This is a genomic window from Pedobacter heparinus DSM 2366 (genome assembly GCF_000023825.1).
In the GTDB taxonomy this organism is placed as follows: Bacteria; Bacteroidota; Bacteroidia; order Sphingobacteriales; family Sphingobacteriaceae; genus Pedobacter; species Pedobacter heparinus.
Window position 1 is genome coordinate 4,805,914 of sequence record NC_013061.1, and the last position, 21,431, is coordinate 4,827,344.

Here is a 21,431-nt window from a genome sequence, read left to right on the forward strand (position 1 = left end):
AAAAGTAAAAGTTGCTTTTTCAGGTTTATCATGATGATCAGGAAAAATCGAAATTGACACCAAGGCGGCGTATCATCTCCAAGCAGGCCCTGCCATTATGATATGGGCACTTCCATAAACCAACTTTATATTGTTCAGGCATCAAGGAAAGATCTTCATTTACACCCCAAAACCACTCTCCTTTTTGTGTATTGATAATGTGCGCTTTTGTAAACTCCCAGCATTTTAAAAATTTATCGTAGTAGGTCTGTTCTTTCGTAAGCTGAAAAGCATTAAAAAAACCTACCATGGCTTCAGCTTGTACCCACCAATGTTTTTCTCTGCTCCAATTGGATGGTTCAAACTCATAGTTTAGCCCTCCATTTTCATCTAGCCCTTGAATAGATGCCATGGCCATCTTTACTGCTACATCTTTAAATTGCCAGATCAGGTTTTCATCTCCCAAAGATTCCGCTGCTTCCAGCAAAAGCCAGGAAGCCTCTATATCGTGTCCAAAAGAAATTGCCCGGGATTTTGAATGCCAGCTTTCGTCAAAAAAAAGCATCAGATGATGGGTATCTCTGTCAATAATCTTATCTGTAAAAACACCAAGCAAATTACGGATCTGCCTGCCCAATCCCTCATCGGGCCAAACAGTGTAAAGACTGGTATATGCCTCTAAAACATGAAGGTGTGTATTCATAGTCTTTTTTTCGTTGGCATCCTTATCACTTAAACGTTGGTCTGTCAATTCTGACCACTGGCAGGAAAAAGCTTCAAAATATCCATTATTTATGGGGTCGAAGCTATGTTTCTCTATATCAGCATAAAGAATTTTAGCCAGGGCCAATGCCTCTTCCTCTCTGCTAGCCTTATAAAACTCTGTTATCCCATACAGGGCAAACGCTAGTGCATACATCTGTTTTTTGGTATCTGCTGGTTTGCCCTGAAAATCTACAGACCAATATACTCCTCCAAATTGCTTGTCCACAAAGTGGTCTCTTATATAATCATAGCTTCTTCTGGCCAGATGTAAACTTTCGGGCCAGCTCTTGTAATTATAGGCAGCAGAGAAAAACCAAAGGATGCGGGAGTTTAACACAGCACCTTTATCTGCTTTTTCAATAGCATTATTGTCATTATCAACTTGTCCATAAAAGCCTGTATGCACTTTGTCTACTGTATATGTAGCCCAGTAGTTCAGCATACCGGCCAGTTCCTTTTCAAACTCTTGTATAAGAATTTCGCTCATATTTTAGAAAAGCTGTGTATACTGTTTTTATCTATTAACCCAACAATATTCTTTATAGATTTAGCGGAACTTAACCCGTCTTCCGGGGTATTCACCACGTAATCTATCAGTTGTTCAACTGTAGATGTAGCAACGTGCATCCGGGTATCAGATGAAGCGTAATATATATAAACTTTTTCATCCTGATCTGCGATCCAGCCATTACAAAAAGTAACATTAGAAACATCCCCTACTCTTTCTTCTCCTTCAGGGGCAATAAAATAACCTCCTGGTTTATAGATTACTTTTGTCAGATCATCTAAATCGGTCATAAACATATATAACACATATCGCAACCCTGCCGCCGTATTCCTTACGCCATGGGCTAAATGCAACCAGCCCTTGTCTGTCTTTATTGGAGCTGGCCCTTGTCCATTTTTTGCCTCGTAAACAGTATGGTATTCTTTTTTATAAAAGATAGCTTCATGCGTTATAGTTGCATTTTCTATGTTATCTGCCAGTCCAAAACCTATTCCACCTCCTGTTCCGGCCTCTATAAAACTATCTTGCGGACGGGTATAAAAGGCATACTTTCCCCCCACAAATTCAGGATGCAGCACAACATTTCTCTGTTGAGGCGAGGGCGTTTTTAAATCCGGTAAGCGATCCCATTTTTTGAGGTCTTTTGTCCTGATGATCCCACACTGTGCCAAGGCCGAGGTTTGATCGGACTCCGGAGCTGAAGGATCTCTTTTCTCTGTACAGAACAAACCATATATCCATCCATCTTCGTGCTTTACGAGCCGCATATCATAAACGTTGGTATCTGCATGCTCATCGGTGTCAAAAACTATCGGAGCGTTCCAAAATTCAAAGCCATCAATACCATTTTCACTTTCAGCTATGGCAAAAAAAGATTTTCTGTCAGCCCCTTCTACACGGGCAACCAGGATGAACTTACCATTGAACTTTATTGCCCCGGCATTGAAAACAGCATTGAATCCTATGCGTTCCATGAAATACGGATTAGCTTTCGCGTCGAAGTCGTACTTCCAGGTTAAGGGTATATGTGCAGCCGTTAATACCGGATATCTATACCGGTCGAATATGCCATTCCCCCCGGTTTCAATTTGATTCTTTTGGTGGATAAGTGTCTGATGTACTTTCTGAAGTTGCTCTAAGCGATTCTTAAAAATGGATGTCATGCTTTTTTATATAATACATTTATATCTATACCTTCCCGCAGTTGACCTTTTAGGCTATGCGTTCGTTTTGTATCGCGATGTTGATGTGCTGTTCCTTTGTTCTTCTTTCCTCCAGTGCGTCAATTACAGAAACCATTAAGGAATCACTTAACTTGTAAAACAGGATAAATATGGCGGATAGTAATGCCCCGGTTGCAGGAATGAAGCTTAGCATGGTTCTTATGCCGGTTTGTGTTTCGATGGTCTGAGCAGCATTGGCTTCAAATCCATAGATGGCGAGCAACCAGCCCGTCAGCGCCCCACCTAATGTCCAGCCCAGCTTCTGGGACATGGATGAGGAGGAGAAAATCAGTCCTGTTGCCCTGCGGCCGGTTTTCCATTCAGAATAATCGGCAATATCTGCATACATAGACCACAATAACGGAAAAATACTTCCGGCGCAGATACTTATCAAAAACTGAAAAAAGAAGATCAAAAAGAGATCAGTTTCTTTAAAGGCATAAAATATACAGCTCAGGATGGCGGCAACCAGCATTGCAAAGAAAAAGGTATTCTTCTTGCCTATTTTGTCAGATACCGGCTTGGCCAATACGACACCAACAATATTGGCCGCCTGACCCAATACCAGGTAAAGGGTACTGTAATTAATCGGCGCATTTATCAAAGGTAGCTGAAAGGCTTCCTGGGCCTTGAAATAATACTTAAAATAATAAATAGCCGACCCATCACGTAACGAATTGAATATCAATGTAGAAACCCCCGCACCTAACAATACAAACCATGGTTTGTTTGTTGCCAGATTTTTTAAATCTGTTTTTAGGGATGTTTTCTGTTCTTTTGGGGGGTAAATCCTTTCCCGTGTCCAGGCAAAAGTCAGATAAAACAAAACAACAGCTATAACAGCATACAGGATCATGGTTAGCGACCAGCCTTTTTGGACATCTTCAACTGTTCCTGCTTTACCAAACCAGCCCACCAGGGGCTCTGCTGTTGCCAGTACAAGAATACTCCCTGCAAAAGCAAAAATAAACCTGAACGTGGATAAAGTGGTACGGTCCTTAACATTTGAGGTCATTACGCCCATTAGTGAGGCATAAGGTACATTGATAGCAGAATATACCATCATCATTAAAGTATAGGTAAGGTATGCATAAATAATCTTGCCACTCACATCCAGGTCGGGTGCTACAAATGTCAGTACGCCGATGATTCCAAAAGGAATGGCCATCCACAAAAGATAAGGTCTAAACTTCCCCCACCTTGAATTCGTCATATCGGCAACAATACCGACAATAGGATCAAGAGCGGTGTCCCAGATCCTGGTAATCAGGAACATCGTACCAACAACGGCTGCCGAAATACCAAATACATCCGTATAATAATAAAGTAGGTAAACAGAAAATATTTTCCAGAACATGGATGATGCAAAATCACCGAACCCATATCCGATTTTCTCTTTTAATGTTATTTTTTCGCTCATACTATTTATAGATCGTATTGTTTTGGCAACAACAATTCAAATGTAGCCCAACGAATTACATATCTATCAATACTTTTTTAACAAATTATGATACAAAAAGACAAGTCTGTGCTTAATGACTTGTCTTGATAATAATTTATTTTTAATTTACAAATACCAAACTACTCCAGTTCTCTTATGAATATTCAGCGAGAAATTACCCCTTTGACGCAAAGTGATTGCTTTACCTTATTTTCAAGACGTAAAAAGCAATTTGACTTCCCTCTGCACTATCATGAAGAGTACGAGCTTAACCTGATTCTCAATGCAAAAAATGCAAAAAGGATTGTCGGCAACCATATTCACCTCATAGATGACCTAGAACTTGTATTTGTAGGCCCCAATCTCAGTCATGCGTGGTTTACACATGAATGTAAATCTTCGGAGATTATTGAAGTCACCATTCAGTTTCACAAGGATTTTCTGGACGAAACGATCTTGAGAAGAAATCAGTTGAGCTTTATCCGAAACCTCTTCGAAAGATCAAAAAAAGGCATTGCCTTTTCTACTGAGACCATTAAAGCCATTAAACCGAGAATACTCGATCTATGCCAGAAAAACGGCTTCGATTCGGTTCTCGAACTGCTATCGATTCTGCACGATTTGTCCATTTCCAGAAATATGGTGACTCTATCTGATGCGGCTTTTATCAACCAGCATTCCAGTTACAATAGTAGAAGGATCGAAAAGGTATTTGAATACCTAAATGCCAACTACAGTAAGCAGATTACTTTAGCTGATGTAGCCAAAATCACCAACATGCCTGATGTATCATTTAGCCGCTTTATCAAAAAGAGAACCGGAAAGACATTTATCGATAGCCTGAATGAAATCAGGTTAGGCCATGCCAGCAGATTACTTATAGATACCACCACTACAATATCGGAAATAGCCTATAGCTGTGGCTTCAATAATATATCCAACTTCAACCGCATTTTTAAAAGGAAAAAGAATACAACTCCAAAGCAGTTCAGAGATAATTATTCCGGAACCAGGGTTTTTATTTAAATCAAATTGTTCAAATCACTGATCGTCACTGATCACCAGGGCTTCAATTTCCCTTTCCTGTAATGAAAAGATAAAACCATGTTTATTTAAAGCATAACTTAATTTTTTCCAGTCCTGTATGTTTGTGTCAATTTCAATATTTCCCAGTTTATCTGTAAATCCCGATTCATTTACAATGGGATAAGAAAGCCCGCTGTAATAGCCAATTCTCCCAATGAGTGCATTTAACAGCTCCTGCAAGGTAACTGCATTTAGTTTCAACATGCCATCATTGGTGTTCAAAACCTGTGTACCCTCTTTATACGCGGTAACAGGAAATTCCGATCTGGAAACAACCAGGCAGGTTTTCTTTACTTTTTCCCGGCTAACTTTTAATTCAAAATACCGTTGCAGGTCGCTTTTCAGAATGTCTTTTAATTTCTCCGTTGAGAAAACCTTTTCGGCAGTAAACTGTATGGTATAAAAGTTTTCAGGCCTCACGGCATCATTTACTTTGTTTACCAGTTTGGTTGTATCTGCTGCCTTTAATATAACCTGGCTATAGGGTACACGCAGCTGGTTCCCAATCCTGTCGACCCCCTTGCCATAAAGCATCCTGAACATATCCACCACTGTGGTATTACTGATTACGGCATAGGATGCATTGGCGTCTTTAACTTTTCCTGCCATGAAAACCCCCATCTGGTTCAATATGTTATTCCTGATTACCGTACGGCTTAAGACATCTTCTTCCGGCCCCCCATTGCCATTTATAAACAAGGGCCTGCTCCATTTTACGGGGACCTGAACATCGTTTTTTTGACGGATATCCATTTCTTTTCCCAGGATCATATTTTCAATGGTCTCATGGTTCAGAAACTGGGCCATAGAAATATATTTAACTGTCCCAACCTGATCAATCCATACCAAATGTGGGACACTTTGATGAGGAAACATGGAATTTACCACTTTATCCTGATAAGCAGTAGGTAGTGTCATCTGCATCTCGAAGGTCTTTGACCACCTTTTGATCAATGCCCGTATCGTAGCCTCATCATCCAGGTCATTTACCAGCAGAATCTGGATGTTATCCTTAAATTTTTCCTGCAACTTCATCAGTTTTGGCCAGGAGTCAATACAAGAGGTACAGCCACGGTTCCAGAAATCAAGAATCAGGATTTTACCCTTAAAATCTGTCAATCCAACGCTCGGCCTTGGGAAGTTGATGAGCCTGGTTAAGGTATGCCCCGGAATTTTTGTCCCGATCGTAACCACTGTAGTTTGTGTAAAAGCATTGCCTCCGGCCAGTATACCTACTGCCAGGAGGATCAAAAGTTTAAATCTCATGATATTTTATATGATAGAATAAGACGTTCCTGTTATTTACTGGTATCCCTTGTTTTGCACCAGGTTTGGGTTGTTTGCCAGTTCCGTTTTTGGAATGGGATAAAATACATCTGTACTTTGCCAGTTACTCCCTCTTAATGCGCCCATTACCGACTCAGCCTTATGGGTCCTTTTCAGGTCTAACCAGCGGTGCCCCCATTCAGCAAACAGCTCATATTTTCTTTCCTTTTCTACTGCAAGCAGCGCATCGGTCTGACTTAATGTCGGCAAAATATCAGGCAGTGGATTAGGGCCTGCAACACCGGGAAGGGGCCTGGCACGTTTGCGCAAAACATTCAGGTCCTGGACTCCAGTTTCCACATTACCCTGGTTAATACGGGCTTCGGCCCTGATGAGGTATTGTTCGGCTAAGCGCAGTACCATCGAATATTCCGTTACCACAGTAGCTCCTGTTTTAACCTTGTATTTGAATGCATATTTCCAGCTGCCAGCTGCATTGGTAAAGGTTCCGATCCATTTTTGTGCACGCTGGTCATTCGGATCAAAGGAACTGGTTAAATTGCTGCTCAATATTACAGCGGTACTGGCACCCGGCGCAGCAGTTAAAATAAAAAGCTGGCCCTCTCTGGTATTTACCCCGGTACTGGCTGGTGCAGCAAACTGTAAGATCGCTTCTTCACTATTCTTTAGAAATGCCTGGTTCAGGTCGGACTGTATTTTGTACAGATTTGTTTTTTGGATCACCTCGGTAGCTTGCTTTTCTGCATTTACCCAGTCTTCCTGGTATAAATAGACCCTGGCCAGCAGGGCTGTCGCCGCCCATTTGTTCGGCCTTGTTCTTTCAGCAGCCGGGTAACTCTCGGGCAATAATGCTTTAGACTTCAACAGGTCTTTAACCATACAGGTATAGATCTCTGTTTTGGAACTTGCCCGGGCAATGGCATTGACTCTGTAATCCGTGGTTAAAATAACAGGCACCTCACCAAAAAGGTTACTCAGATAAAAATGGCAAAATGCACGGATAAACAAAGCTTCGCCTTCAAGCTGGCTTTTCATGTCCGCAGAAACCAGGTCAGACTTTTGCAGGTTCTCCAATACAGCATTTGCATAATAAATGTACTTATAAGGCTCCTGCCATAATCCGGTCCGTAAAATACCATTATCCGGCAATAAATTATTGCTTGCAAACTGGACGTCCATCATACTGGAGGTATTGTAGTTTATAAATTCATCTGATGATTTCCCGGCCAATAAAGTTACACTGCTAACATAACCGCTTGCGAAACCATTTGCGATCATCATCCGCGCATATATGCCCCTTATGGTAGAAGAAGCCATATCATCACTTGTAAATACAGTCTCACTCACAATCTGGTCGACAGGGGGATCAATCTCCACAAATCCTTTACATCCGGCTATCAGCATGATCAGACCCATCACCATTGGTCTGATCAGTAGGTTTAAATTTTTCATTGGAATATAAATTTATTTTTAATGGTAATCGTTAAATGGATCAATCGTTACAGGCTTACCTGGATACCAGCCGTTAAAGTGGTTAAACTGGGTAAGCTTTTGATATTTAGTACTTCAGGGTCTCCTTTGTATTTGGTAAGGGTAAACAGGTTTTGCCCCTGCAGGTATAATTTAAGCCCCTTTAGCCGCAATCGCCGGCTCCAGTCTGCGGGCACATTCCAGGAGAACGATACATTCTTCAGCCTGATGAACGATGCATCGCTGAAATAATCTGAACTCAGCGTGTAATAGAACCTTAATCCGGGACCATCAGCGACGAGCGACTGGCTAAACTTCTGGACACTGCGCTCATCACCCTGCTTTTGCCACCTTTCCATAACTTCAGCCGATTGGTTACCCATAGCACCCGGAATGCCGTACAGGCTTATTGGATTCCTTGCCGTTTTGCTTACAAATTGAAAGAAAACATCCAGCTGGAAGCTTTTATAGGTAAAACTGTTTTGCAGACCACCAAAAGCATGACTTTCCAGCCCTTTATCTGCTGTTTTTTTATCTGCTTCATCCAGGTCGTTCCCGTTTCCGTCCAGATCTTCAAAAGTATACAAACCATTTTGCGGGTCAACCCCTAAATAGTGATAGCCTATAGGGGTATACAAAGACTGCCCAACAGTATAAGCACTTGCATAAGCGGAGCCTGCAATATTGGGATACGAAACCAGTTCATTGCGGGGAACTGTTAAATTAAATGCAGTTTTCCAGGTAAAGTTTCTTCCTGAAACATTGCTGGTGTTTAGCTCAAACTCCAGCCCCGTGTTTTGCACAACTGCCGGCAGGTTATATTGTATGCTTGTGAAGCCTGTAATATCCGGGAGTGAATAACCGACCAGTTGGTTGGATGACAGGTTTCGGTACCAGCTTATCGTAAAAAAGAGCTTGTCGCGAAGAAAACCCATGTCAACTGCGGCTTCAAGCTTCTTGTTATTTTCCCAGGCGTAATCGGGATTCGCCAGTCTGGTTGGGGTAAGCCCGGCTCCGCCCTGATAAGGCTGGGAAGCTGAATACGTATCCAGGAAGCCATAATCGCCGATCTTATCACTTCCCGTGAGACCGTAACTTGCCCTGAACTTTCCAAAGGAAAGAAAGGGCAGGCTGGATCTAAATGCCTTTTCTTCCGAAAATATCCAGGCAGCACCTACAGCACCAAAGTTTGCAAACTGTTTTCCGGGGCCAAACCTGCTCGACCCATCCCTTCTGGCAGTAAGGTTTAGAATATATTTGTCCTGATGGTTGTAGTTTAAGCGTGCAAACAGTGCATTGTACTTATACTGACTGCCTGAAGATGTGCCTGTTTTGGTCGGTGCAGCAGAGATGCTTTTCAAAAGCAGGTCGTTGGTGTACCCCGTACCGACAACCGCCTCTGTTTTTTGATCGTCCTTCTGAAAAGTACTGCCCAGTAATATTTCCAGACGCCCCTTAAAAACCTTAGGGTTCCAGATCAGCTGGGGTTCAGCAATCCAGGTTTCAATGGTATTATTTGACAGGTAATTAGAACCCAGCGAGGCTGTTGCCGGATTACCCGCCTTAACCGGATTTAGCAGGTTTTCCCTTAACCTGATATTGGTATAGCCCAAATTACTTTTAATGATCAAACCTCGGACGGGTTCATAACTCAGTACAGCACTCGACATGAAACTGACCGACCTGCCCTGGTAAACATTTCTTATTGCGGCCATCGGGTTTGTCCATGTTGCGGCACCGGTGCTGTTATAGGCCCAGTTTAAATCACCATTGTCTGTATAGGGTTCAGGTGCATTGGGGGCTAACAGGATATGATTGGTCAGATCAACCCTCGGTAGATTATTGTTATCCAGCAAATAAGATGATGAAAAATTTGCTTTAAACTTTTTATTCAATGAAGCGTGACCCGCGGTTAAACTTGCCGATCCTTTCTGATCCGCAAAATTGCCCGGAAAAACGGTCGATTGCCTGTTGTAATTGCTTCTGAAGGCAACCTGGGTAAATTCATTGCCGCCATTTATGGAGGCCGAGATATTGGTAAGCTGTGCCGTACCACCGATAAGTACATCCTGCCAGTCGGTATAACGATGCTGGTCCCAGCTGCCATTCAGGTCGTAATCTGTTAAGCCTGGACTTATCCCGTCATTTTTAAATGCCTCATTACGCATTTCAAGGTATTGCGAAGTATTTAAAAGATCGAGTATCGTACTGACTTTCGAAATGCCGGTATAAATATTGAAGCCTACTTCCGTTTTTCCGTTCCTGGCAGATTTTGTTTTGATCAGCACCACCCCATTGGCACCCCTTGAGCCATAAATGGCAGTTGCATCTGCATCTTTCAACACCTCGATACTTTCAATGTCGAGGGGGTTCAGGTAGTTTAAGGGGCTGCTGCCTGCTAAAATTGAAACACCCATACTGTTGTTGGTGAGCGGGGCAGAGGGATAAGGTACGCCATCAACCAGGTATAAGGGGTCCCTGGCATCCGATCTTAAGCTATTCCTCCCCCTTATTTCTACATTGACGTTTCCTCCGGCTACGCCGGAACTCTGTGCTATATTTACCCCGGCCATCCTGCCTGTTAACGCAGTCAGCGGATTACCAACCGGCTGTGCGGCAATTATTTCGTCAGACACACGGGATATTGCACCGGTACGTACTTTATTTTTAACCGTATAATAGCCGGCATTGATCTCCACCTCTTTTAAATCGTCAATAGCCAGAATCAGCTTAATGGTGCCCAGACTTTTCTCAGCTTTGATTTCTTTGGTCTCAAAGCCAAGATAGGAAACGAGCAGGATAGCATTTTCGGGCACCTGTTTCAGTTCAAAATTCCCCACTGCATTTGTTGAAGTGGCCATAGTGCTCCCTTTAACTTTAACAATTGCACCCAACAGGGGTTCATCCCGGTCGTCCACCACACGCCCCTGTACATCAATGCTAAGAAAAAAGTCATGGACCGAATCCAAGATGAGCTTCGCCTTATCTATAAGGGATGGGTTTATCGCTTTAATTACGATGGTCCTGCCCCTGATGGCATACGTTAAATTTAATCCTCTCAGGCTTTGGTTTAGCACTTCGGTTACCGGCACATTTCTAAAATTAGCGGTAATCACTGTATGGGTATTGATGTCCTGTTCCGGCCATACTACATGATAGCCCGTCTGGGCCTTTATTTCCTTAAACAGCTGGAGTAATGTGGTGCTTTTACGAACGTAATTCAGCTTCTGACCAAAACCGGAAGCACTTACCTGAAGCATCGATGCGATTAAAATTACGGTGGTCAGTCGCATAATCAATAGAATCTTATAGATATGCCTTTTCCGCATATCCGGATTATTGGTATAAAATATATACATTTGTTTAGTCTGTAAATTTGTAAATTGATGTAATAGATTCGCTTTTATTTCATAGCAATACAGGCATGAGCCAGAAGAGTCGAGACTTCTGGCTCTGTTGTGTATTACCGTTTTTATGTCTGTTTAATTCACGGTAATCCTCCTTCCTTCTACTTTAAATTTCACTTTCCCTGTTAATTCGAGCATATCCAGCACTTCTGAGACCTTGCCAAACCTGGATATGCTGCCACCGAATGGTACGTTACCGACGTTTTTATTTTCATAAACAACGGTAACATCATACCAGCGTGCAATTTTGCGCATGATACTTTCCAGTCTTTCATTGCTGAATGCAAATTCCCCGTTTTTCCATGCAATAACTTCCTCTGCCTCCACTTTGCTAACCTCAATCCTTTGCCCCTCATTAAATCCCTGTTCGCCTGGTTTAAGAATTGTCCCCCCGTTCTGCAATAGCGGGACAGAGAGGCGCACTGAACCCTCAAGCAGCGTTGTTTTGGTATTGGGCTCATCTGCGTAACTGTTGATGTTAAAATGGGTACCCAGCACGCTTACTTCCTGCTGAGCTGTTTTTACTATAAATTTTATGCCCTGCGGAGATTTGATCCGGGCCACTTCGAAATAAGCTTCACCGGATAAACGGACGATTCTTTCCTTAAGATCTGCAAAGCTTGAAGGAAATTTAAGTGTAGAACCCGCATTGAGCCATACCCGGGTACCATCAGGCAGGCTAACCTGATAAGTACCGCCCAGCGGTGTACTTACCTGTACTTCATTTAATACCATGTTTTGGGGCGATGCCAGCACAGTACCATCATTATAGGTTAAATGATCCCCCTCAATTACGACACCTGTTTTTGTACTGCTCAATGGAATAACTTTTCCATTGCTTAAGGTAAGCGTGGCTTTATTACCACCAGGGCCGATGTCATTACGGTAAGCTTTTGACAAGGGCCCTTCTCTAAACAGCAGCACAGATATGCCAAGCAGCAATAATATGGCCGCAGCAATACCGGCCAACTGCCGGTTTCTGTTGATCTTTTTTACAGGTACTTCAGCCAGAATGGAGCGCATAACTTCTCTATTGGCCCGCTCAATCCTTGCCGCGGAAGGGCTAACGCCATCTGCTTTCCAGTGCAGAAACCAGCTTTCTACCAATGCTTTTTCTTCAGCAGTGCAAACACCCTGGCTGTATTTATCGAGTAAATCTTCTGTTGGCTCCCTTTTCATTGTCAATTATAAACTATGCCTTTTATAACAATGACGAAGAACCGGGGGGCAGGGGGGCAATTAGCAGATTAAAATTTTAAGCGTAGAATTTTCAGGGCACGTTTAATATGTGACCTGACGGTTTGCTTTTGGAGGCCAAGCTGATCTGAAATCTCCTGATGCGATAAATCTGAGCTTCGGCTCAACAGGAATACTTCCCGCATCTTTATAGGAAGGGCATCGATTTCCTTTTCAATTAAGGCCGCAAGTTGTTTCTCCCTAACCAGGTGATCTGCCATGATATTGTCTGCTTCAAAAGTATCCAGTTTCTCAAGGTATTTTTTATGTAAACCATTGCGTCTTGTTAAATCGATCATTTTATTGCGCACCGAAGCATATAAATAGGACGAAACGGAAGTGGTAATGTTCAGGGATTCCCTCGAATTCCAGAGCTGGGCAAACACCTCCTGCACAATATCCTGCGCATCGTCCTGATCGTGCAGGCTTTTTGAGATGTAGACAAACAACAAATTGCCATATCTGTTATACAGCGCTTTAAAAGCAAAAACATTTCCCTCCCTTATAAGGCCGGTAAGCTGTTCGTCTGTTTGACAATCCATATTGTGCTTGTAATGATCTCCCTTTTTGTGAAGCTATACAAAATCAACAATACAAACCAAAAAACCCGGGCTTTATTTTTAATTCCGGTTTAACCTGGGCCTGTACTTCGCAAAAAAAAACCTTATTTAAAAAGACACAGATTACGTCTTTTTAAATAAGGGTCTAATGCTTATACTGATTTTATCTGCTAACGGATCAGCTTCGCAAGCTGCTCATTTACATCTTCACCCCTTAGGTTCTTCGCTATGATAACGCCTTGTGGGTCGATCAGAAAGTTTTGAGGAATGGCAGAGATACCATATTGAACTGCAATTTCACTCTTAAAGCCCTTCAGGTCACTCACCTGTATCCAGGGCATGCCATCATGCTTTACAGCATTAAGCCAGGCGGCTTTGGTTTCATCCAGAGAAATCCCTACAATTTCAAATCCCTTATCTTTTAACTGGTTATAAGCTTTTAGCAAATGTGGATTTTCTGCACGGCAAGGCACGCACCAGCTGGCCCAGAAATCGACCAGTACGTATTTTCCTTTTAATGAAGAAAGCTTGAATTCATTGCCTTTATCGTCTGTTTGCGTAAAGTCTACAGTTTTACCAATGGATATTTTCTTTGCCTTTTCAAATTTGGCAGTTAATTTCTGACCAGTAAAACTGGCCAGTACTCTTTTGCTTAGTGGATTGTAATAAGCCCCAAAAACCTGGGGATCGATTACTGCGGTCTTTTCTGAAGCAATCAGATCAAGCGCCACATAGGAATCCGGGTGACTAAAAATAAAGGAATCCAATGCCGCTTCGATTTTGGCATGTACTGGTCTTGCTTCGGCCTGAATCTTTTTGATCGTTACCGTATCTTTCACTTTCGCATAATAAACCTTGGTAAACCGCTGGGTGATCTCTCTGAACTGGGCCAACAGGGCCTGTGATTTAGACTTCCATAATAAAAAATCCTTTTGCGCCTGCGCTCCCGTTATGCTTGCTTTGGCCAGGCTATCTGTACCCGTTACTTTATACATGCCCTTTTCCAGGTAAAACTCCTGGTAATCAGATTGACCGACACGTCGGATAGTATCCTTTTTTACAGGCATTAGTGTCAGATACGCTTTATTACCAAAAGCTGTAGTACCGCTGATCAGGAATTTACCGTTTTTTACCAGGGCGCTGTCTTTGGTGTCTTTACCCTCGCTGTTTTTGTAGCTGAGCATTACCATCATATCCTTACCTGCTTGGGAAAGCTGGCCCGATATTTCAAATTTATCCTGCGCCAGGCAAAAACTTGCTGGCAGTAGCAGGAGCGCAACAATAATTATTTTAATATTCATAAGTAGTTTTTTTATATGTTAGAAGGTCAAAATGAATTTATTTAATCAATTCCTTCAATTTATCTGTAAGCGCCTCGCCCCTCAGATTTTTAGCAATGATTACCCCCTGCGGATCAATCAGCAGATTTTGTGGTACTGAATTGATGCCGTACATCAGGGCCACCTCATTTTTCCAGCCTTTCAGGTCGCTCACCTGGATCCAGGGTAAACCGTCTTTTTTAACCGCTTCTGCCCAGGCCGCTTTACCACCCGGGTAATCAAGCGATACGCCTACAATCTCAAAGTTCTTTCCTTTTAGTTCATTATATGCCTTTACCACATTAGGGTTTTCTGCACGACATGGGCCACACCAACTGGCCCAAAAATCTACCAGTACATATTTTCCTCTTAAAGAAGAAAGCGTAAATGGTTTACCGTTAAGGTCATTTTGTGTAAAATCTGTTGCTTTAGCACCGGTCTGGCGCCGCTTACCAATTTCTAATTTCTCTATGGTACGTTTACCAAGTGGAGAGGATTTTAAAACAGTTGAAAAACGGTTAAATAAGGGTTCTTCCTTCGCCGGATCAAATTTATTGTCGAGCACATACATATTGAAGGTGTAAAGTCCCATGAAAGAATTTAAATGCGTTTCTGCAAACCTATGGTTGATGTCCTTATTCATTGCCACCAATTTTTGAATGCTGTCTCCCGCTTTTTTACGTTCTTCCAATGATTTAATATAAGATCCGTCTGCGGCTTTTTTTCCAAATTCATCTTGCAGTTTTATGATCTTAGCGGTAACTGGCTTTATCATGGCTTCTCGCTCTTCATTTTCACGATTAGCAACCGAGCCGGTAATTTTAGCATTGCTGATTAAATCTGTTCCAACTATTTCAATTTTGGAGTTCTCAATGAAAAAGCCCAGCGCATCACGTTGTCTTCCTGAATCTGCTGCACCATTACGCCTGACGGCCAGGATTGCATTCTGAGGTTCATTCACACTCCCGGTAAACTGGAACTTACCATCTTTGATTTCAGCAGAGTCTGTTTCCTTCCACGCATTGTTTTTTAAAAGAACAAGATAAGCTTTGGCCTGGCCTTTAACAGCCGGCAATTTTCCTGTTATGGTATAGTTTTTTTGAGCTGCTGCCATAAAAGGCAGCAGTATCAAAACTGAAAATATTGTTTTTTTCATTTTTCTATTTTTATAGATTAAGAGTTATCTTTTTTAATTTAACAGTAAAATGCCGCCCACAAAACCTATGTTATAAGTGATTGTTGCTGATGCTACATATGGATTTGCTGCCAAAATGGTAAAGCGTAAGTATCTGGCTGTTGTTAATGAAGGCAAAGTTATAGTGTGCATTCTAGCAGTATTGTTGACATTGATTGCATACGTACCCTTATCTGTCCAGGTTATGTTATCTATACTTGTTTCCACTTTAGCAGAGGTTGTCTGAGCTCCATTGGCAGCGGTTAAGGCCGTCGGAAAAAAATAGTCTAATCCAGGAAAGGTAACATTTCGTCCATAATCAATGGTCAGGAATTGCGGCAGCGGCACGGTGTTAGAACTTGCCCAAAATGTTGTACCTGTAGCTGCATCAATTGCTCTGCTTGCTACGTTGGTTCCAAATGTAGAAGATGCAGTAGCAGTAGGAGTATATCCGGCATGGCTCATATAACGTGGTTCTTTTGTATTAAAAACATAATAAACCACTTTGCGTGTCTTTGGATCCTGTGGTATGCCATCTATAGATGCAATGGTTAGCGGCAGCACATAAGTGCTGAAAGGCTGTAGTGTAGTCTGAAAACTAAGATTCAGTACCGCTGCTTCTGAAAGGTTGGTGCCCGGAGCAATGGCTACCGTTGGCTTATAATAAAGATAGCTTTTTGTAGGAAGTAAAAGGGCGGTATTGCCATATTTTAGCTTATAATCTGCTATTTTAGTCGTATCAGTAGCAAAGGTCACATAATGAACATCCGAAGACGAGCTACCTTGTAGCGCCGCTTTCATTTCCACGCTAACTACGGACACATTTCTGATATCGAAATCTCTCGCCACTACATCTGTTGAAGCCGGCACATCAAAAGTTACCCTACCTTCTGGCAAGGGTTCGCGGCCAGTTTTGTCTTTTTTGCAAGCCATAAACAATAGCACTACCGTGCATATTGCCAATAAATTTAATTTGTATGTCTTCATCTCTTAAATTTTATAGTTATGGATTTTGGGGCATATCCGGGTTAAAGGCAATCACCTGAATAGGGATTTGCAGCGTGTATCTTGGGCTGTTCGGCTCAAGCGTGGCAACTACTGTGTTCTGTGCATTGGTGCGGATTACTGCTGACATCCTGTTCTCCATATCAAATCTCCGCATATCAAACCAGCGTAAGCTATGGAAAGGTAATTCACGTCTTCTTTCGGCCAGCACTTCGTTAAACACAACACTCTGACTTGATGAAGTAAAATCCCTGCTCTCAATTGGCGTACCCGTATACCTGTTCCTGCGCACCTGATTCAGGTGGCCAAGTGCCGTAGCCAGGCCATTCGGGGCAGTACTTCGCGCCGCACATTCTGCCGCAATTAAGTGCATTTCCTGAACAGTTGTACCGGAATTGGTTAGCTGGAAAGTTGGTGTAACTGCAGCTGCGTAAAACGCAGTCGCCCCTCTTACGGTACTGGTCCAGCTCGAATAAAAAATTGTTCTCCTTGTGTCGTTGCCCGCAAACGAGCCTTTCAAATCTAAGGTTATCGGGATACCAGCAGCAGCATATCCCTTACCATAAATTGCGTCCGGATGAGACACTACATTTTGCGTGGTGGGAAAGGAAGCAGGGGTGGTATAATCAATCATTGTGGCACGGGTATTGGCCAGCGCCAGCTCAGCATAACGCAGCGCTTCACTATATTCCCTTCTGTATAAATAAATGCGTGCCAATACACTATATGCGGCAGCCTTAGAGCCACGAAACCTAGCGCCACTGTTGTCAGCAGGAAGGTTCGGGATAGCCACATTGATATCATCCAGGATGTGTTGATAAATTTCAGCCGTTGTAGCTCTTGGGGGTGCTTTTTGACTTACATTGTCTGAAGTGACAAAAGGCACAGCCAAATCGGTGGATGCGGTTGCCGCATCGTAGGGCTTGGCATATTCATTCACCAGGTAAAAATACGAAAATGCACGGCCAAGTAAGGCTTCCGCCTTAAGGCTGTTCTTCTGTGATGCAGTCCCACCCTCAGCAGCGTCAATACCTAACAACACGGTATTATACAGACTAATGCGTTGATAGTGGTCAGCCCATAAATATGCCGGTGCTGTTACATCATTTGTAAACTGTGGCGCCCAGGTATAAACAAAGTCGGCAAGGCTAATTGGCGGAGTATTGACGCTTAGGTAATCTATATTGTCTGTCATATAATCCAAATAAGGACTACTCATCTCAGTTGTAAACGTTTGTGCGTTCAACCAAAGATCAAAGTCACCCGTTGTTTTCAGCAATTGCTTGCCCTTTGGTTCAACATCCAGATATTTATCGCAACCGCTAAAAACCATGCAGCAAACAAGCAATTGGGCGGCTATATATTTAAATTTCTTCATCAGTATAAAATTTTAAAAGTTGGTGAACAAACCAAGCGTATACGTAGGGGTTAAATACGATTTGGCATAGCTTCCTGTAGCCATGCTAAAGTTATAGCGGTTAAATCCGACGGAGTACAGGTTTGAAGCCTGGGCTTTGAGCTCAAAGTTCTTGAATCCGACATTTTTCATGAATTTAAGGTCATTTAAGCGGTAGGAAACTGTAACATCGCCCAGCGTCATGTAATCACCATGAACCACATAGTTGCTATTATAACGGTAAGCCAGTCCCGGAGCAGAGCTATTCAAATCAGTCAGGTTTGGAATGTTTGTTTTCAGCTCGTCACCGGCAACCCTCCAATAGTCGTTCGACCCTGGCAAAGGTCTGTTCTCTGCCGGAGTAGGTCTTGGCACCCGTACTTTAAAACCACCATAATAGTTGATCATGGCGAAGAAATAAAAATTACCAACGTCAACGCGGTTACTTAATCCACCGCTAATAGTTGGAACAGATGTTCCCGAATACTGTACCAGTCCTGAATTCTTATCTGACATTGCAGTAACCAGAGGTGTACCCGTGGAACTTGTATTTACAACATACGATGCCCCGTTCTGATCGTAAATAATAGGGTGGCCTTCATTATTGAGCCCGCGCGTATCATAGGAGAACATAGCACCTACCGGATAGCCACTTACATAACCCAGCACATCAAGTACCTGCGGATTGTACTGGCCTGTCCTGTAGACATCTAATACTTTGCTGCTATTTTTTGCCACCACTATACCTGTGTTCCAGTTAAAGTCTCTGGTAGAAATCCAGTCTGCTTTCAGGCTAAACTCTAAGCCATTATTTCTGATGCTGGCATAATTGATTAAGGCAGAGTTTGCACCAAGTGTTGGATCAATACTGGAATTACCCATCACATCGGTTGTTTTTTTGGTGTAATATTCAAAACTACCTGTGATATTTTTGAAAACATTAAAATCGAGCCCAAGGTTTAAGTTCTCGGTCTGTTCCCAGCGAAGGCCCGTATTGGCATTGGAGAACAGGACGAGAGAAGGAAGTGTTGGTGTATTGGCGTTATTGTTCCGGGATTGGGCAATGACCTGCGGAAGCGAAAGTTTAGCTACATTTCCATTAAATCCGTAAGCACCACGCAGTTTTAACTGGTGAAGCCAGTTAAAATTACTCATGAAATCTTCCTTATGTATGTTCCAGGCAGCACCTAATGACCACAGGGGCTTGTATTTATATTTTGGATCACTACCAAAAAGGTTTGATTGGTCGATACGGATACTTCCTGATAAGGAATAGGTATCTTTAAAGGAGTATACAACATTAGAAAAAGCCGATACATACCGGTCATCATCATAACCCTGGTTGAAATAATTCTCCAAAAGGCCAAGGCCATTTCCCGTGACAAGTGTACCACTGGTTCCCGTTACACCGTTAAATATCGAAGCGTAATCTACAGGCTGATGCAGCAAACTCTGATCGTTATAGCCAAAATAAGAGGCTAAATTACTTTTATTTAATACTCGGCGTATTTCAGCTCCTGCTATACCGTTAAGGGAATGGTTACCCATTCTTTTATTGTAATTCAATTGCGTACGTGCCGTATAGCCAGTTGAGGTGGCATTCTGCTGGCGTAGGAAATCTCCATCAGGAAGATTCCTTTTGAATGCCAGTGCAGGGTTAGCTGCAGTAGGTGTTACAGTATAATTGTTTACAAATGAATTCACTTCATTCGAACCCTGAGCGGCCAGGTGCCTGAACTCTGTACGGGAAGTTTCATATACCCCACCGAACAGCAAGTTAAACCCTTTTCCAATATCATAATTAAAATTGGCAATGGTCTTGTTGTTTAGCGTCCGCGTTTTATTGCTTACTTTATTCGCTTCAATCAAAGGGTAATAATTTTGATCCAACAAACCCTGTGACAGGATGAAACTATTGTAAACAGGCGCATAGCTTTGTGAAATGATGGCGGCAGGGTTGCCGTTTACATCTTCATAACGCTCATACCCCGCATAGGAAGCCGCACCTGGTACCGGAGCCCCGTTAACACGGTTTTCCTGATATTCAGTGGTCAGTTCCAGGCTCAGTCGTTTTGCGAGTTTAAGGGTAGTGCGGCCCGTAAGTTGAAATCTATTGTTGTCATTCAGGACTGCATTACTACGGTTACCCGTATAATTGGCCGTGATGTAATATAACGCGTTTGGCACACCGCCTGAAATGTTCAGGGTATTGGTTTGCGCAATTGCCGTCCGCTGGAATAAGCGACTGTAATCATCAAGATTATCATAATTAGCCAGTTCTGCAAAAGAGCTTTCAGCCTGTGCAGGTGTAATGATACCGGCGGCAAGCTGAGCCTGGATATAGAAAGGGATGGAACGTCGTACGTTACCTCCATTTGGTATTCCTGGTGCAAATAACAATCCCCAGCTACCAGGTGTAATAATTAATGATTGTCTTTCCCGTACGTAATTGGCATTGATGCCTGATGCCTCTGGATCCCAACGGTAGCGGCTGTAATTTTCCTCTGGTGTAATGCCCAATGTAGTCCTGAAATTGAACTGTGCCGCACCGGGTGTAGCTTGTTTTCTTTCGATTATGATGACACCGTTGGAGGCTCTTACTCCATATACGGTGGCAGAAGCGGCATCTTTAAGGATCGTAACTGATTTGATCTCATTTGGATCAATCATATCTAAAGTCAACTCCGTCGGATAGCCATCAACTACAATCAGTGGACTTTGGTTGGCCGACATGGTTGAAATACCACGAATGTTGAACAAAGGCCTCGAAGTGGAACTTATAGCACCTGGAGCTGTACTGGTAAACTGCACACTATTATTAATTAACAATCCAGGTAACCTGTTTACTAATCCATCAAGGAAATTGGAGCTCACCCTGGATTCGTACTCCTTTGTGCCTATTTGCGAAACTGCACCAGTACTTTGCTCTGGTTTGATTTTTTGGTAGCCCGTGTTGACTGTTACCGCAACTTCTTCCAGGTTTGCAACGGCAATATCCATCCTTATTGTTCCAAGGTCTTTTGAGGCTACAATCTCCCTGGTTTTATACCCGGTGTAACTAATGACCAGTATTGTCCCTTCTTCAACATTTTGCAAAAGAAACGTACCATCTGTACCGGCCCTGGCAATTTGTCTTTTTCCTTTGACCATTACACTAGCTCCCGGTAAGGCATGACCGGTACTGTCTACCACGCGGCCACGTACATCAATATTCGCAAACGCAGCCCTGATGTTATCCATAAAAGAAGGTTTTACCGGTTCTATTACGATGATCTTTCCTTCAATGGTATACTTCAGATTTAGACCCTTAAGTACAATGTCCATGGTTTCTTCAAGAGTAGCGTTCTGTACAGAAACATCGATAGATTTCGTTTTGTCCATTAGCTTTCTTTCCATAATCACGTCATAGCCGCTTTGCGTGCGGATAGCTTTTAAGATCTTTTCGAGTGGTGCTTTACGCTCATTTAAAATAATCCGTTGAGCAAAACCTGCAGCACTTACCTGCATTAAGGATGCTATTAAAATTATGGTGGTTAACCGCATAATAAATAATATTCTATCGACATACCGCAAGG

14 protein-coding genes are annotated in these 21,431 nt (G+C 42.6%); 1 reads left to right on the top strand and 13 read right to left on the bottom strand.

Going from position 1 to position 21,431, the window contains the following annotated elements; genetic code table 11:
• Positions 1 to 37: 37 nt before the first annotated feature.
• From PHEP_RS19865 to PHEP_RS19875, 3 genes are read right to left on the bottom strand one after another with little or no spacing between them, the layout of a single operon-like run.
• Complete coding sequence (locus tag PHEP_RS19865; RefSeq protein WP_015809782.1) at positions 38 to 1,231, bottom strand: AGE family epimerase/isomerase; 1,194 nt, start codon at positions 1,229 to 1,231, stop codon at positions 38 to 40.
• Positions 1,228 to 2,415 carry a glycoside hydrolase family 130 protein gene (locus PHEP_RS19870; protein ID WP_015809783.1) on the bottom strand — a complete coding sequence of 396 codons (1,188 nt, stop codon included), beginning with the start codon at positions 2,413 to 2,415 and terminating at the stop codon, positions 1,228 to 1,230. The genes PHEP_RS19865 and PHEP_RS19870 overlap by 4 nt, the downstream gene beginning before the upstream one ends.
• 49 nt (positions 2,416 to 2,464) lie before the next feature.
• Positions 2,465 to 3,895 (bottom strand): MFS transporter, encoded by a 1,431-nt coding sequence (locus PHEP_RS19875; protein WP_015809784.1) that lies wholly within the window; start codon positions 3,893 to 3,895, stop codon positions 2,465 to 2,467.
• A gap of 177 nt (positions 3,896 to 4,072) precedes the next feature.
• Here PHEP_RS19875 and PHEP_RS19880 point away from each other — a divergent pair, with 177 nt between their 5' ends.
• Positions 4,073 to 4,942 (top strand): AraC family transcriptional regulator, encoded by an 870-nt coding sequence (locus PHEP_RS19880; protein ID WP_015809785.1) that lies wholly within the window; start codon positions 4,073 to 4,075, stop codon positions 4,940 to 4,942.
• 15 nt (positions 4,943 to 4,957) lie between these two features.
• Here the strand turns inward: PHEP_RS19880 and PHEP_RS19885 are convergent, their stop codons facing one another.
• From PHEP_RS19885 to PHEP_RS19930, 10 genes are all read right to left on the bottom strand, one after another.
• Positions 4,958 to 6,268, bottom strand: a complete 1,311-nt coding sequence (locus PHEP_RS19885; RefSeq protein ID WP_015809786.1) for a TlpA family protein disulfide reductase — start codon at positions 6,266 to 6,268, stop codon at positions 4,958 to 4,960.
• A gap of 36 nt (positions 6,269 to 6,304) precedes the next feature.
• The gene (locus tag PHEP_RS19890; RefSeq protein ID WP_015809787.1) at positions 6,305 to 7,741 is read right to left on the bottom strand and encodes a RagB/SusD family nutrient uptake outer membrane protein; all 1,437 of its coding nucleotides are present in this window, start codon (positions 7,739 to 7,741) and stop codon (positions 6,305 to 6,307) included.
• Between the two features lie 47 nt (positions 7,742 to 7,788).
• Positions 7,789 to 11,118: a SusC/RagA family TonB-linked outer membrane protein gene (locus PHEP_RS19895; RefSeq protein ID WP_015809788.1), complete on the bottom strand. Its 3,330-nt coding sequence runs from the start codon at positions 11,116 to 11,118 to the stop codon at positions 7,789 to 7,791.
• 123 nt (positions 11,119 to 11,241) lie between these two features.
• Positions 11,242 to 12,345, bottom strand: a complete 1,104-nt coding sequence (locus PHEP_RS19900; RefSeq protein ID WP_015809789.1) for a FecR family protein — start codon at positions 12,343 to 12,345, stop codon at positions 11,242 to 11,244.
• 68 nt (positions 12,346 to 12,413) lie between these two features.
• On the bottom strand, positions 12,414 to 12,944 hold the full coding sequence (locus PHEP_RS19905) for an RNA polymerase sigma factor (RefSeq protein ID WP_015809790.1): 531 nt from the start codon (positions 12,942 to 12,944) through the stop codon (positions 12,414 to 12,416).
• A gap of 188 nt (positions 12,945 to 13,132) precedes the next feature.
• Entirely contained in the window at positions 13,133 to 14,263 is a 1,131-nt protein-coding gene (locus PHEP_RS19910; protein WP_015809791.1) for a TlpA disulfide reductase family protein, read from the bottom strand.
• Positions 14,264 to 14,300: 37 nt separating this feature from the next.
• Complete coding sequence (locus PHEP_RS19915) at positions 14,301 to 15,437, bottom strand: TlpA disulfide reductase family protein (RefSeq protein ID WP_015809792.1); 1,137 nt, start codon at positions 15,435 to 15,437, stop codon at positions 14,301 to 14,303.
• A gap of 33 nt (positions 15,438 to 15,470) precedes the next feature.
• The gene (locus PHEP_RS19920; RefSeq protein ID WP_015809793.1) at positions 15,471 to 16,442 is read right to left on the bottom strand and encodes a discoidin domain-containing protein; all 972 of its coding nucleotides are present in this window, start codon (positions 16,440 to 16,442) and stop codon (positions 15,471 to 15,473) included.
• A gap of 16 nt (positions 16,443 to 16,458) precedes the next feature.
• A complete protein-coding gene (locus PHEP_RS19925) occupies positions 16,459 to 17,838 on the bottom strand; it encodes a RagB/SusD family nutrient uptake outer membrane protein (RefSeq protein WP_015809794.1) in 1,380 nt (459 codons plus the stop codon).
• A 12-nt stretch (positions 17,839 to 17,850) separates the two neighbouring features.
• Positions 17,851 to 21,363, bottom strand: coding sequence for a SusC/RagA family TonB-linked outer membrane protein (locus tag PHEP_RS19930; protein ID WP_238326517.1), 3,513 nt, complete (start codon positions 21,361 to 21,363; stop codon positions 17,851 to 17,853).
• Positions 21,364 to 21,431: the final 68 nt, after the last annotated feature.

Excerpts from the sequence above, each read along its gene's own strand:
- PHEP_RS19865 (WP_015809782.1), bottom strand. The coding sequence starts at position 1,231 with ATGAGCGAAATTCTTATACAAGAGTTTGAAAAGGAACTGGCCGGTATG.
- PHEP_RS19870 (WP_015809783.1), bottom strand. The coding sequence starts at position 2,415 with ATGACATCCATTTTTAAGAATCGCTTAGAGCAACTTCAGAAAGTACAT.
- PHEP_RS19875 (WP_015809784.1), bottom strand. The coding sequence starts at position 3,895 with ATGAGCGAAAAAATAACATTAAAAGAGAAAATCGGATATGGGTTCGGT.
- PHEP_RS19880 (WP_015809785.1), top strand. The coding sequence starts at position 4,073 with ATGAATATTCAGCGAGAAATTACCCCTTTGACGCAAAGTGATTGCTTT.
- PHEP_RS19885 (WP_015809786.1), bottom strand. The coding sequence starts at position 6,268 with ATGAGATTTAAACTTTTGATCCTCCTGGCAGTAGGTATACTGGCCGGA.
- PHEP_RS19890 (WP_015809787.1), bottom strand. The coding sequence starts at position 7,741 with ATGAAAAATTTAAACCTACTGATCAGACCAATGGTGATGGGTCTGATC.
- PHEP_RS19895 (WP_015809788.1), bottom strand. The coding sequence starts at position 11,118 with ATGTATATATTTTATACCAATAATCCGGATATGCGGAAAAGGCATATC.
- PHEP_RS19900 (WP_015809789.1), bottom strand. The coding sequence starts at position 12,345 with ATGAAAAGGGAGCCAACAGAAGATTTACTCGATAAATACAGCCAGGGT.
- PHEP_RS19905 (WP_015809790.1), bottom strand. The coding sequence starts at position 12,944 with ATGGATTGTCAAACAGACGAACAGCTTACCGGCCTTATAAGGGAGGGA.
- PHEP_RS19910 (WP_015809791.1), bottom strand. The coding sequence starts at position 14,263 with ATGAATATTAAAATAATTATTGTTGCGCTCCTGCTACTGCCAGCAAGT.
- PHEP_RS19915 (WP_015809792.1), bottom strand. The coding sequence starts at position 15,437 with ATGAAAAAAACAATATTTTCAGTTTTGATACTGCTGCCTTTTATGGCA.
- PHEP_RS19920 (WP_015809793.1), bottom strand. The coding sequence starts at position 16,442 with ATGAAGACATACAAATTAAATTTATTGGCAATATGCACGGTAGTGCTA.
- PHEP_RS19925 (WP_015809794.1), bottom strand. The coding sequence starts at position 17,838 with ATGAAGAAATTTAAATATATAGCCGCCCAATTGCTTGTTTGCTGCATG.
- PHEP_RS19930 (WP_238326517.1), bottom strand. The coding sequence starts at position 21,363 with ATGCAGGTAAGTGCTGCAGGTTTTGCTCAACGGATTATTTTAAATGAG.